General features: G+C 50.8%; 12 protein-coding genes. 4 read left to right on the top strand and 8 right to left on the bottom strand.

The window, feature by feature from the left end; genetic code table 11:
• Positions 1–1,336: hypothetical protein (locus tag J7438_RS14560; protein WP_209277108.1), on the top strand; the 1,336-nt coding region annotated here is incomplete at its 5' end.
• A gap of 100 nt (positions 1,337–1,436) precedes the next feature.
• Here the strand turns inward: J7438_RS14560 and J7438_RS14555 are convergent.
• Together J7438_RS14555 and dbpA are read right to left on the bottom strand one after the other, a co-directional pair.
• A complete protein-coding gene (locus tag J7438_RS14555) occupies positions 1,437–2,432 on the bottom strand; it encodes a hypothetical protein (protein WP_209277107.1) in 996 nt (331 codons plus the stop codon).
• 121 nt (positions 2,433–2,553) lie between these two features.
• Positions 2,554–3,948 carry an ATP-dependent RNA helicase DbpA gene (gene dbpA / locus J7438_RS14550; RefSeq protein WP_286196590.1) on the bottom strand — a complete coding sequence of 465 codons (1,395 nt, stop codon included), beginning with the start codon at positions 3,946–3,948 and terminating at the stop codon, positions 2,554–2,556.
• 144 nt (positions 3,949–4,092) lie between these two features.
• Between dbpA and J7438_RS14545 the strand changes: the two genes are divergently transcribed.
• Positions 4,093–5,580: an SLC13 family permease gene (locus J7438_RS14545; RefSeq protein WP_209277106.1), complete on the top strand. Its 1,488-nt coding sequence runs from the start codon at positions 4,093–4,095 to the stop codon at positions 5,578–5,580.
• Here J7438_RS14545 and J7438_RS14540 read toward each other — a convergent pair.
• From J7438_RS14540 to J7438_RS14530, 3 genes are all read right to left on the bottom strand, one after another.
• Positions 5,573–6,067 carry a GNAT family N-acetyltransferase gene (locus tag J7438_RS14540; RefSeq protein ID WP_209277105.1) on the bottom strand — a complete coding sequence of 165 codons (495 nt, stop codon included), beginning with the start codon at positions 6,065–6,067 and terminating at the stop codon, positions 5,573–5,575. The genes J7438_RS14545 and J7438_RS14540 overlap by 8 nt on opposite strands.
• Positions 6,068–6,361: 294 nt before the next feature.
• Positions 6,362–6,784, bottom strand: a complete 423-nt coding sequence (locus J7438_RS14535; protein WP_209277104.1) for a hypothetical protein — start codon at positions 6,782–6,784, stop codon at positions 6,362–6,364.
• Between the two features lie 89 nt (positions 6,785–6,873).
• Positions 6,874–7,710 carry a putative RNA methyltransferase gene (locus J7438_RS14530; protein ID WP_209277103.1) on the bottom strand — a complete coding sequence of 279 codons (837 nt, stop codon included), beginning with the start codon at positions 7,708–7,710 and terminating at the stop codon, positions 6,874–6,876.
• A gap of 316 nt (positions 7,711–8,026) precedes the next feature.
• Here J7438_RS14530 and J7438_RS14525 point away from each other — a divergent pair, with 316 nt between their 5' ends.
• Both J7438_RS14525 and J7438_RS14520 read left to right on the top strand, forming a co-directional pair.
• Positions 8,027–9,616, top strand: a complete 1,590-nt coding sequence (locus tag J7438_RS14525; RefSeq protein WP_209277102.1) for an ABC-F family ATPase — start codon at positions 8,027–8,029, stop codon at positions 9,614–9,616.
• 439 nt (positions 9,617–10,055) lie between these two features.
• A complete protein-coding gene (locus J7438_RS14520; RefSeq protein WP_209200745.1) occupies positions 10,056–10,454 on the top strand; it encodes a helix-turn-helix domain-containing protein in 399 nt (132 codons plus the stop codon).
• Positions 10,455–10,492: 38 nt separating this feature from the next.
• Here the strand turns inward: J7438_RS14520 and J7438_RS14515 are convergent, their stop codons facing one another.
• From J7438_RS14515 to motA, 3 genes are all read right to left on the bottom strand, one after another.
• On the bottom strand, positions 10,493–11,158 hold the full coding sequence (locus J7438_RS14515) for a pseudouridine synthase (protein ID WP_209200746.1): 666 nt from the start codon (positions 11,156–11,158) through the stop codon (positions 10,493–10,495).
• 108 nt (positions 11,159–11,266) lie between these two features.
• The gene (locus J7438_RS14510) at positions 11,267–12,214 is read right to left on the bottom strand and encodes a flagellar motor protein MotB (RefSeq protein WP_209277101.1); all 948 of its coding nucleotides are present in this window, start codon (positions 12,212–12,214) and stop codon (positions 11,267–11,269) included.
• Entirely contained in the window at positions 12,214–13,083 is an 870-nt protein-coding gene (gene motA, locus J7438_RS14505) for a flagellar motor stator protein MotA (RefSeq protein WP_209277100.1), read from the bottom strand. Before motA ends, J7438_RS14510 begins: the two co-directional genes overlap by 1 nt.
• Positions 13,084–13,187: the final 104 nt, after the last annotated feature.

Below are 13,187 nucleotides of genomic sequence, written 5' to 3'. Positions count from 1 at the left end.
AAGTGAAAGGTCTGGAGAAAATGCACCAATCGACAGTGATACAACCACGGTTGGCGATGACCAAACAGATGTTGATACTGAGTCGCCCCAGACCGAAGCGAAATTGACTGAGCAAACATCAGCCGAGAAGGATTACAGTGAGCTTGATGGCATCGAAGAGTTGTTTGCTGAGCCAACGGTCCCCGGTGACAGTACCGCACTAGACGAAAATCCGCAGCCAGAGGTTTCCGGCGATAGTACTGTATTAAACGAAAATCCGGAGCCAGAAGTCTCCGGCGATGATAGTACCGAATTAGAAGACAATCAGCAGATAGATGCCAGTGCAAGTGAAAGGTCTGGAGATAGTGCGCCAATCGACAGTGATACAACCACGGTTGGCGATGACCAAACAGATGTTGATACTGAGTCGCCCCAGACCGAAGCGGAGTTGACTGAGGAAACACTGGTCGATGAGGGTTTCAGTGAGCCTGATGAAGTCACTGATATTGATGACTCTGAACGGTCAGAAAGCGTAATGCAGCGATCAGATGATAGTGACGTGGCTGAGGCTAGTATTCCAGATGAAACTGAATTTACCGCTGAGAGTCCAGAACCTCAGGACTCGGTATCAAGCGATTCTGATTACTTCTCTGACGATGAAGATGATCAGGTTACAACACAGACGTCCAGTCCCGAGCCAGACCTTTCCACGGATGTAGCGAAAGAGTCAGCCACGATGGAGAGGGCTGACGTAGTCCGTCAATCAACGGCTAATATCAGAGAGATCGCAAAGCGTCGGAAAGAAAGCCTGCGGGCTGCTTCGGCTTCCGCAAGTACAACACCTTCACCTGCTCCCTCTTCACCTGCCCCGAGGCCAGCATCGGGTATAGTAAACAAGCCTGTTGATGTGAGTGGTGTTAAGTCTGTCGTTGCCGGTCAGATAAACGCCACCAGGAATGCCAAATCAACAGACGCCATACCAAAAGAGGAGAGGGCCAGGGACAAGAAAAAGCTGGGTGTTTCGAGTACCTATAACGAAGCAAGTGTTATTGAGAATGCCTTTGACAAGTTGCAAAAAAATGCAGGTAATCTGAAAGTTTCACAAGATATTGCCAAGACGGCCAGAAAATACATTGCCACCGAGGCTCAGGATAGTGGACGTTTTCTGGCCAAACCCACTGCAGAGCAGAAAAAAGCGCTCGCTTTTCTTGGTTTGAAAGACGGTGCCTCAGAGAGATCGATTCGTCTGACCCTGTTGAACAAGGCTAGTGAATCGGCTGAATCAGGCAACAGCAGGAAGCATGACAGTACTATGAAAACACTGAGCAAACACCATAAGGCGCTGTTTAGCAAATGATGGCGTATGAAATAGCAGTTATTGATGGGGCTGCCTTCATGCCTCGTTCCCGGGCAGGGCGGGGGAACGAGGATCGACGGAGATTATCGAAATGATGTGCTCAGTCTTCTTCAGGGGCTGGCGTTGAAGTTGGAGCCGGAGCTTCTTCAGGTTGTGGCGCTGGGGTGGGAACCTTGCCTTTGCCCTGGATGGCAGCATCATGAAACGCGAATTCCTCGCCATTTGCCAGCCGATTGATAGTGATCCCCTTATCCACATGGGAATAATATCGGGCTTCAAACTGAACATCGGCAGCTCTGACAGGAAGGTTGCCCTCCTTCTTTCTTTTATTAATTTCTTTCTGGATAGCCTTCAGCGTTTCAAGCAGATCATTCAGCCTTGCTTCAGCTTGTGCAAGCCCCTGGTCTGCATTAAGTTCCCGGGCCTGATTTTTCATGGCACCAAGCGCGTGGACGTAACAACGGTAGATCTCTATGGGCGCTTTTTGTTCGAGACCAGCACCTACCGGAATCAGGGAGATGGCTTGATGGTTGGGCGGTGGGAAGGTGATGGTAACGGTCAGATCCTTTGGTGCGCCGGGGGGCAGCTCAATATTCTTTAAGGCAGTAATCATCTCTTTCGAACTTTTATACCAGCCTACACTACCAGGACCCTGGAGGCCCTTGGCGCATTCGGCAAAGATTTCAAGGGCATCCCGAGACTTTAGGGCAATGTTCATTTCGCCAAAGGCGGTATAGGCCTTTTCAGCTTGTTCCAGTTGGTTTTTACCCCGATTGAGCAGTTCATCATTGTCCAGCGCCTGCAACGCTTCAGCCATTTTTCCGGGATCTTCAGTCTTGGGAGGTTGAGTTACGGCAGGGGATCCATTGACGGAAATATCAGGATTCACACTCCTTACGTTATCAGGTAAGCCCTGCGGTTGAGCCGAAGGTGGTGGTACAGGTTTGCGTTTCGGCTGAGCAAAATATGACTGGGGTGGCGGTGCTAATTTGGCACCACGTCCATTAAACTCATGGGGTGTATCTAATCGGGTTGGCTGCGAACCAGTGCCGAAACTCTGTGCAGGTAAGGTTGGTGGTGTAATCTGAGTAGTCATTTCAATTACCTCCTTGTGCTGGATTAAATAGTCAGTGTCATACCTCTTTGGACAAGAGAAGCCTGATTTAGTTCCGATCAGGCTTTCAGAGGGGGGGCAGGAGACGATTGGCTAATGAAGACTACAAACGCCGAACCTTGAATTTTCTGCCCTTAATCTTTCCTGCTTCCAGCTTTTTCAGTGCAGATCGGGCATTTTCCCGTTTGACCGCAACATAGGCGGTAAAGTCAAAAATATTGATCTTGCCGACCTGGTCTGCGGGAATCCCGGCATCGCCGGTCAGCGCTCCGAGGATGTCGCCGGGGCGGACTTTATGCTTTCGGCCACCATCAATGGCCAGGGTAACCATGGGGGCCGGTGCTGGCTGTTGGTTTCCGGTGAGTGTTTTCGGGTCACCAAAGACCAGGGGAGCCTTGAGGTCATCGCTGATATTATCCAGCTTGTACTGCTCCTGCCGGGTATGCAGGCTGAGTGCCAGACCTTTTTTACCCGCCCGCCCGGTGCGGCCAACCCGGTGGACGTGAACTTCCGGGTCCCGGCTCAGATCGTAATTGATCACCGCTGCCAGGTTTTCTATATCCAGCCCCCGGGCTGCGACATCGGTAGCAATCAACAGGTTGGCGCTCTGATTGGCGAATCGTACCAGCATCTGGTCACGCTCTTTCTGATCCATATCGCCATGCAGCACTACCGGTTTGTAGCCAGCTTCGTAGAGTTCAGTGCCGACCTCTTTGCAGATTTGCCGGGTGTTGCAGAAAATCACGCTGGACTCAGGCTGGTAGTGTTTCAACAGCTTGATCAGCATGGCGGGTTTGTCGGCATTTTCAGCATGATAGAAGCGCTGCTCAATGTGCTCATGGCTATGGGTGCTCTCAACGGTAACGGTAACCGGCTGATGCTGGAAACGTTCGCTTAATGCCCGGATACCGCTCGGGTAAGTGGCTGAAAAGAGGAGAGTCTGTCGCTGTTCTGGTAAATGGCCAATGATGTTTTCAATGGCATCAATAAAGCCCATATCCAGCATGCGATCGGCTTCATCAAGCACCAGCGTATTGACCCGGTCAATCAATAAGGTCTTTTTCCGCAAGTGATCCTGGATTCTCCCGGGGGTTCCGACAACCACATGGGCCCCATGCTCCAGTGAACCGATCTGTGGACCAATAGGCTGGCCACCACAAAGGGTAACAACCTTGATATTTTGCTGATATCGCGCCAGTCGCCGGATTTCCTGGGCAACCTGGGTTGCCAGTTCCCGGGTCGGGCAGAGAACCAGTGCCTGGCAGCCAAAATTCCGCTGTTTCAATTTAACAATCAGGCCAATGGCAAAGGCCGCCGTTTTGCCACTGCCGGTTTTGGCTTTGGCAATGACATCGTTGCCTTCCAGAATTTCTGGCAGGCTGTTCTGCTGAATGGGGGTCATTTCCCGGTATCCCAGAGTGTCGAGGTTTTGCAGCAGGGCATCGGGCAGGGACAAATTGGTAAAGCGGGTGGATGCGGTAAAAATAGGTGCAGTCAAATCAGGCTCTTGGCGTGTGCCATGGTACAGAATAGGTAAACGATTATAACAGAGTCTACCCTTAATGACGGTGAATCATTACAGCAGCTCATCAGAAACCTTGCTGTTTGACTATAAATTTTATCAAATGCAATGGAGCGAATCATGAAATCAGGTTCTCCGGAATTGCTTCCAGAGTCTGCGCAGCAGGAAAGTACTCAGGAAGGGAAGCCGCTCTTCTGGCTCACAGGACTTCTGATTGGCATTGCATTGCAGCTATTCACATTACTGGTTGACCCTCCGTCCGGGATGAATGAGATGGCCTGGCGCTGTGCTGGCCTTGCCATGATGATGGCGGTGTTCTGGTCGGTCGAAATTCTCCCGACGGCGATTACCGCACTGCTCCCCCTGGTGTTGTCACCAATGCTTGGTTTGGCCACCATTGATAAGGCGGCTGCTCCCTATGCACATCCGGTAATATTCCTGTTTATGGGCGGTTTTGTTCTTGGCCTTGCCATGGAGCGCTGGAACCTGCACAGCCGCATTGCCCTGAGAATCATGTTGATTACAGGCACCGGGGAGAAGCGACTGGTGCTTGGTTTTATCATTGCCACAGCCCTGATCAGTATGTGGGTTTCCAATACGGCAACCACGATTATGATGATGCCTATCGGTTTATCAGTTATCTCCATGATTCGTCACCAGGGGAAGATGAGTCACGGCTTTCCTGTTGCGATATTGCTGGCTATTGCTTACGGGGCTTCAATCGGTGGTTTTGGGACCCTGATCGGTTCGCCGCCTAATGCATTACTGGTTGCTTTTCTTCAGGAGCAGTACGGTATACAGATTGGTTTTGTTCACTGGCTGATCATTGGCTTGCCTGCATCGATCATTTTGCTGGCTATTACCGGCATCTGGCTGGGCTATTTTGGCTACCGTCTGGGCGGGGAAGAAAATCATGGGGTAAGAGAAACCATTAAGGCACAGCAAAAAAAGAACGGTGCAATGAGCGGTGCAGAAAAAGCAGTCACCGCGATCTTTCTTCTAACGGCTTTTGCCTGGGTCCTGCGGCCCTGGCTGGGGGCAATGATGCCGTCACTGGCGCTTTCCGACACCATGATTGCCCTGGTGGCCACCGTTCTATTGTTTATCCTGCCCGTCCGCTGGAACAAGCCTGAGTTTCTGATGAGCTGGAAGGAGATGCACCGTCTTCCCTGGGATGTGTTGTTATTGTTTGGTGGTGGCCTGAGCCTGGCATCAATGATTCGAACAACAGGGCTGGCAGAGTGGATTGCCGGATCATTAAACATCCTTGGGGATATGCCTCCTTTGATGGCCATCGCTTTGGTTGTCACCATTATTATTTTTCTGACCGAAGTCACCAGTAATACAGCAACAACTGCCGCCTTTCTTCCTCCCTTGGGAGCCCTGGCCATGTCACAGGGAATGGACCCGGCTATTCTTGCCATCCCCGCCGCTATTGCTGCCAGCTGTGCCTTTATGTTGCCTGTGGCAACACCGCCCAATGCCATAGTCTATGGGTCAGGCATGTTGCCTATTCGACATATGGTGCGCAGTGGTATGGTGTTGAACCTTGCGGGCATTGTGATTATCACGTTGTTGAGCCACTGGCTGGTGAAATTAATTATTTAGTCTCTTCTTTATAAACTTTTAGCCCTCTGGCCTGATAGTTGTTCAGGGCAAAAGGGTGATCCAGTGTACAGGTATGCACCCAGACCCGCTGAGCCCCCCAGTTCCAGGCTTCCTGAATGGCGGTACTTAACAGGGCTCCACCCAGACCTTTGCCAATGAAGGGCTGCGCCAGGCCAAAGTAGGCAATCTGGACATCACCGGCCACTTTTTGCAGTTCAAAGTAACCTGCAGGGCTGCCTTTAAAGTAGCCGACCCATAGGCGAAGATTGTCGTTTTCAGCGTAGTCATGCCATTGTTCATCAGACCAGACCAGCTTGTCAGTCCATTCCCATGGCTGACCAATGTAGCTGTAGAGAAATCGGTTGAATTGAAACTGCTTTACCTGACACTCCTGAATGACAAAATCTGGATGGGTGACGGGTTTGTGGATCAATTCATCCTGCGAGGTCATTTCCAGAAACCAGGTGGTCACGGCTTCTTTTTCCATATTACTGCATCCGGGAGGTTGATCTTGCGTGATACCGCTGGAGATAGTGTATTTCCGGTCTCTTCAGTTACTGCAAACGATGGTGTTTTTCATGGCCGAGGATACCACACTCATATCAATAATGGGTTTAATTGCCTGGTCTTGTTAAATAAATTTGTTTTTAAATATCTATAACCATCGGTGTCATTTTTTGGCAAATCATCAACGGAAGAAGAGATGGAATTTATCAGGAAAATTGCTGCAGAATTTTAACAGAGGCTGACAGGAGCCGGTTCACGGGAACCGGCGATAGAATCAATGAGACTGCTCCAGCCGCCGGGCATAGACGACGGCATTATAACCGACCGTCGCGACAACATTACCAGCCACAAAGAATAGGATAACCAGCGCCGCATTAACGATACTGAAGCTTGCCACCAGCTGAGTTAAACGACCAAATCCCTCTACAAAGAACAGGTAAATACCAAATGCATAAGGAATATAGCTGGGAATGCCCGCCAAAGCCTTGCGTGCTCCTTTATCAAGACCGGTAAGGACAATAATGGAGAACAATGAACCAACCAGCAACAGCATCCAGCTGGTTTCCATGCCTGTTATGGCCAGCTGTAAAACGGCCATGGTCAATGTTACCGCCAGGATAATATCGGCTTTGAGGGCCAGAACAGTGAACAGGTCTTTTTCACTTTTGCCGGTGATAATCTGAGCTAACTGAAACATGGTGAACCCCCCAGACAGCCTCCTGTGGCCATGGCTCAATTATACCACCAGTCAGGTTTGGTAAAATTGATGTAAGACAGTATTTTTACCTATGCTGATGGATAACGCTTTTGTAACACCGACAGGCGCATTTCCAGTTCACATTCCAGCTGACCCGGTTGCTCAAGTTGCTGTTTTTGTCTGGCATTGACATGCCAGTAGTGAGGGGTCATGGCCAGCAGGTCGATAATGGCCTGAGTGTTTTCCAGCATCATCAAATGATGGATGGTCTGGCTTTCCAGCAGGGCAAGATCTTCCGGCAGATCCTGCAGGCGTTTATCTTCCGGATAAGGACGTACCTCATCATAAATGGCACGGCGAAGAGCCATTAGATGGTTCTGGCCGGGGGTTAATAGAAGAATATGCCCGCCAGGTTTCAGAACTCTGGAAAACTCAGGCCAGTCACAGCGGGAGAATATGCTGATCACGGCATCAAACTGTTCGTCCATCAGCGGCAGTTCACTGACACTGGCAACCAGCCACTCTATCGCTTTGTTTCGCTTGCTGGCGGCCAGGATCGCGGGTTTGGCGATATCAAATCCACAGACTGAGCTGTCTTTGAGCTGCTCTTTTATACCCGATGTGTAATAGCCCTCACCGCAACCGGCATCAAGAATACGTTGCGGGGCTTCATTACCGAACGACTTGAGTTTATCAATCAATGCATCAACGACGGGTTGATAGTAACCGTGATTCAGAAACCGTGTCCGTGCTTCGACCATCATCTGATCATCGCCGGGGTTTTTACTGCGTTTCTTATTGCTGGGCAGCAGGTTCAGATAGCCCTGACGCGCCCGGTCAAACCGATGGTTATTTTTACACACAGCGCTTTTTTGCTCTGACCTGAGCGCTTCATAACAGACCGGGCAACGAAGTAAGATGGGCATCGGGATGGGCAGTATGGCTAAAAGCCAGAGAGTTTAATGGTCTCTGGCGGATATTCAACACAAGCTTATTTGATACGGCAGTTATCAAGAACAGCAAAAATACAGGGCCGTGGCATCACTGGCTTGATATTCGCGAAGGTCTGGCCGATATTTCCCTTTGGAAATACCGGAGGCTTGAATTTATTTTCGTTTGTGGCCCGGAGTATTACTGAAAATGACAACCGCAGAATTTGTAAACTACCTATTGGCTCAAGGGAATAGTCACTGTAGTCTGCGACGCTTTTTATCATTAATTAAATAGAGCAGGACAATAAATTTGATTTCAACAGCCAACATCACCATGCAGTTCGGTGACAAGCCCCTGTTTGAGGATATATCCGTCAAGTTTGGCGAAGGTAACCGTTATGGACTCATTGGTGCCAACGGTTGTGGTAAATCGACGTTCATGAAGATCCTGGGCGGAGAGTTGGAGCCAACGTCCGGCACTGTCAGCAAAGACCCCCATGAACGTATGGCCAAACTGAGTCAGGATCAGTTTGCCTATGAAAACTACACGGTGATCGACACGGTGATTATGGGGCATGCCGAACTCTGGAAAGTAAAAGCCGAACGGGATGCTATTTACGCCAAAGCTGAAATGACCGAAGAAGAAGGCATGCGGGTTGCTGACCTTGAAGTTCAGTTTGGTGAGATGGATGGCTATTCCGCCGAAGCCCGCGCGGGCGAACTGCTGCTGGGGCTGGATATTCCCATTGAACAGCATTACGGGCTGATGAGTGCCGTTGCGCCGGGCTGGAAGCTGCGTGTGCTGCTGGCCCAGGTACTGTTTGCCGACCCGGAAATCATGCTGTTGGACGAACCTACCAACAACCTCGATATTAATGCGATCCGCTGGCTGGAAGAGATCCTCAAGCAGCGTGACTGCACCATGATCATCATCTCTCACGACCGTCACTTCCTGAACAGTGTCTGTACCCATATGGCGGACCTGGATTACGGCAAGCTACAGCTGATGCCCGGTAATTACGATGAGTATATGACCGCAGCCACCGCTGCCCGGGAGCGCCTGCAGGCCGATAATGCCCGCAAGAAAGCCCAGATTGCCGAGTTACAGTCCTTTGTCAGCCGCTTCTCTGCCAACGCGTCCAAAGCACGACAGGCGACTTCCAGGGCCAAACAGATCGATAAGATTCAGCTGGCAGAAATCAAACCTTCCAGCCGCCAGAATCCGTTTATCCGTTTTGAGCAGGAAAAGAAACTGTTCCGTAATGCGCTGGTGGTGGAAAAGCTCAGCCAGGGCTATGAAGAAGATCTGTTCAGCAAAGTTAACCTGATGGTGGAAGTGGGTGAGCGTATTGCCATCATTGGCCAGAACGGTGTCGGTAAAACCACATTGTTACACACCCTGGCAGGCAAGATGGCACCGCGTACCGGTGCTATCCAGTGGTCAGAAAATGCCAATATTGGTTACTATGCCCAGAATCACAGCGCTGATTTTGATCTGGATATGAACCTGTTCGACTGGATGAGCCAGTGGATGAATGAAGGCGACGATGAGCAGGTGATTCGTGGCGTGTTGGGCCGGATGCTGTTCTCCCAGAGCGACCTGAAAAAATCCGTACGGGTTATTTCCGGTGGCGAACAGGGTCGTATGCTGTTTGGCAAGCTGATCCAGCAACGCCCCAATATTCTGCTGATGGATGAGCCAACCAACCACATGGATATGGAATCCATCGAGTCACTGAACCTGGCGCTGGAAAACTACAAAGGCACCCTGATTTTTGTCTCCCATGACCGTCAGTTCGTTTCATCGCTGGCCACCCGGATTATCGAAATCAAGGATACCGGTATTGTCGACTTCCACGGCACTTATGATGATTACCTGCGCAGTCAGGGAATTGAGTAATTAAATAATTCCGACATTTGATGCGCACTCTCCGCTCACCCTGAGCGGAGTCGGAGGGGGCTTGCTGCGATCTATGTCAGCGCCGATATCCACCAACAGTTCGTAGCTTTTTTTGTTCAACATGACAAGCCTCCGGGATGTCGGGTCTGGCACACAGGGTAGTTTAAAAAAAACGCTTGCAAGCGGATGGCCGCCCCGCAGCATGACACACTTGTTTATTTATATTGTTAACTGATCTTGTTTGTCTTGGCTCAGACAATAGGGCTAACACTGCTGACACAATACAGGGTGTTGCTCAAAAAAATACCTGTTTTTCTTGCTATCCCAAAACCCTCGACTATGTTTTTCAGGCAAGAAAAAACCCGGCTCGAACGGAGGTGGCACTCCTAACCGGGTTTCACTTCAAACAATGAGCTGACGCTCGTGGAGCAGTATAGCAATGATTTCGTTCGCCTACACAATTGGAGCGGTAAAATTGATTAAGGTGGAACTGAATTTTAACGGCATGGAAAATCTGAGCACGACACAAAAACTCTTATTGATCGTGCTGGCCAGCTACGCCAACAGTGAAGGGGAGTGTTGGCCTAGTCAATTGAAGCTGGCTAAAACATTGGGAATCAATCCTGCCACAGTCAATCTCGGCCTGAAAAAACTGGAAGCGGAAAAACTGATCGAAAGTCGCCCGAGAAAAACCATCAATGGTGGCACCGCCAGCAAAATATACCGCATGTTGTTCGAGCCATTCATGTTCCGTCAGGTACAGGAGCAACGTTACAACTGCTTCGGCCAGCGGATCGACGACCCGCGTATGGCCGATACGTCATGGGCCAGCGAGTAAAGAAACACCCTCAATGGAAAAAACCCTGAACAGCTGGCTTAAACCGAGAAAGGCGCTTCCGACTCAAACACCATTGGCTCCCCTGTTACCGGGTGAGTAAAGCCCAGCCTTGTTGCATGCAGGTTCAGGCGTTGGCTGGCCTGTTGTGCATCCGGGTGGGCATAGAATTCACAGCCCAGAATGGGGTGTCCAAGTTCCGCCAGGTGAACTCTTAACTGATGGGAGCGACCGGTCACTGGCTTGAGCAGTACCCGGTCAAATGCCGGTCTCTGATTGTCAATCACTTGAAAGTGGGTCAGTGATGGTTTGCCCAGTTCATGGTCAACCATCTGTCTTGGCCGGTTTGGCCAGTCACAGCGCAGAGGCAGTTCTATTTTTCCTTCCGGCTGGGCAAGTTTTCCCCACACTTCGGCAATATATTCCTTGGCAACGGTACGGTCCTGAAACTGACGGCTTAAGGCACGATGGCTGTCGGCATCCAGTCCGAAGACCATCAGGCCGGAGGTGGACATATCCAGCCGATGGACGACACGGGTTTGAGGGTTGATGGTCTGCAGCCGTGACAGTGCACTGTCGTTATGATTGGGTGGCTTGCCGGGAACACTGAGCAGGCCTGCCGGTTTATTCACCACAACAATGCACTCATCGCGGTAAAGCTCCGACAATGGCTCGTTGCAGCAGGGGACAATAAAAGTATCATTCATGGGCCGATTATCAGGATAAAGTCCTGTTAAGTCATCTGGGGATAATGCGGATGGCGCTCTGAACGCTCATGCTCCTGCAGGTGCTGGAAGCGGTGAAAGTTGTTCATTTTAAGGTCCCGGATAACGGTTATCCCTGGCCTGCTGGATGGCTTTTTCCATATCAGATGAAGGCACCGGTGAGGATGCTTTTTCTTTACGCCGTTTATGTTGGAACTCCTGACTCAACCCTTTGGCGTCTTTTCGGGGAACCAGCATCAAGTCGACCCGGCGGTTTAATCCTGACTCCGGATCCAGCCCCGGAATAGGCTGGTTAGTCCCCATGGCTGCCAATAACAGTATCTGATCTTCCGGCACTCCGCTAAAAACAATCACTTCCCTGACCGTTTCGGCCCGTTGCCCGGCAAGCTCCCAGTTTGCCCGGTTGGGTTCTATCGAATTTTTAAGGTCAGAACCAATCACACCATCAGAGTGCCCGGTAATAATGATTTTGAAGGGCAGTTTTGCCAGAACCTGTGCCAGGGCGATAAAAAAATCTTCATAAAATGGCACCAGCTGCCTGCTTCCCGGTGGAAACATGGGGCCGACTTTATCCTGAACCAGTGTCATACGAACCATCCTGGGCCAGGTCTGCAGCTGAATGTCTTTTGCCCCATTGGCCTGTTCTTTCGACAGTTTGGCTAATCCGAGCACAATGGCAGCGCTGCCCTCGGCACTGGCAGAGCTATGACCGGCAAGCTCCATACCCGTCATACCGGAGGGCTTTGGCCGTATCTGCACTGGTATTCCCGGTAATATCGAGCGGTCTCCCTGCATCTCCACCGGCGAGTTACTGCTAACACGGCTGAGAAGACCCGGATTGGAAAAATAGGTGGCAATGGCTTCCTTTTGCACGGGTGTAGTGGCGGCTACCAGCCAGAGCACCAGGAACAGGGCCATCATGGCCATGGCAAAATCGGCAAAAGCCACTTTCCAGCTGCCGCCATGGTGCTCATGGCCGTTGGAACCGCGCCCCCGACGGACAACAATCGGCTGATCGCTATCTGGAGCCTTGGCCATTAATGGGTAGCCCTCAGGGATTGCAGCATATCCTCCAATTCCGGGAATGTAGGGCGTAACTCTTTATAAAGCAGCCGCCGCCCTGAATCCACGGCGGTAATCGGTGCCAGCCCTGAGTGGCTGGCAAGCAACGTCATTTTGACACATTCAAACGCCAGCATTTCACTCTGCTCGGTACTTTCCAGCGCTGCCGCCAGGGGACCAAAAATACCGTAGCACAGCAATATACCCAGAAAGGTACCCACCAGTGCCGCTGCTACCTTGACCCCGATCAGCTCTACCGGCCCATCCATTGCCCCCATAGTCACCACAATGCCCATCACCGCGGCCACAATACCAAAGCCGGGGCAGGCATCAGCAATAGTGTTCAGTGCTTTTGCCGGGCGTTTCAGATCCTCTTCAAGGGTTTCTATCTCGCTTTCCATCAAACCTTCAAAGGCGTGTCCGGGCATACTGCCCATACCGGTAATCCGTAAATTATCGGTGATAAAATAGAGCAGTCGTGGATGGGATATAATGCGCTGATAACTCTGAAACAGCTCACTGCTTTCCGGCGTTTCAATATCGTCTTCAATGGCCTTCACGCCCTTTCGCTGTCGGGTTTCAATCAAGCGGAACATCAGGGCCAGCAAATCCATAAAGAAGGTTTTGTCGAACTCTTTATTTTTGAACAGCACGTATTTCAGGTGAGTGAGGGTCATTCTCTGAACATTGACCGGGTTGGCAATCACAAAAGCCCCGATAGCAGCACCGAGGATAATAAGGATCTCAGGTGGTTGCCACAGTGCCAGCAACTTGCCTCCGGCCAGAACAAACCCGCCAAAAACACTCAGAATTAAGATGGCAAAGCCAGCGATTCTAAATAGCATGCAAAACCCGGCACATTGACATTAAGCGGTAACAGGCAGCCTGAGAATAGAGCCCGTCCGGGCGAGGATGGTAGTCTATTCTCGAAAAGCCTCCAATAGAGCTG

Source organism: Thalassotalea sp. G20_0, from assembly GCF_017744175.1.
GTDB lineage: Bacteria > Pseudomonadota > Gammaproteobacteria > Pseudomonadales > Endozoicomonadaceae > Endozoicomonas.
The sequence above is the reverse complement of the archived record's forward strand: the minus strand, read 5'-3'. Positions and strand labels throughout refer to the sequence as shown.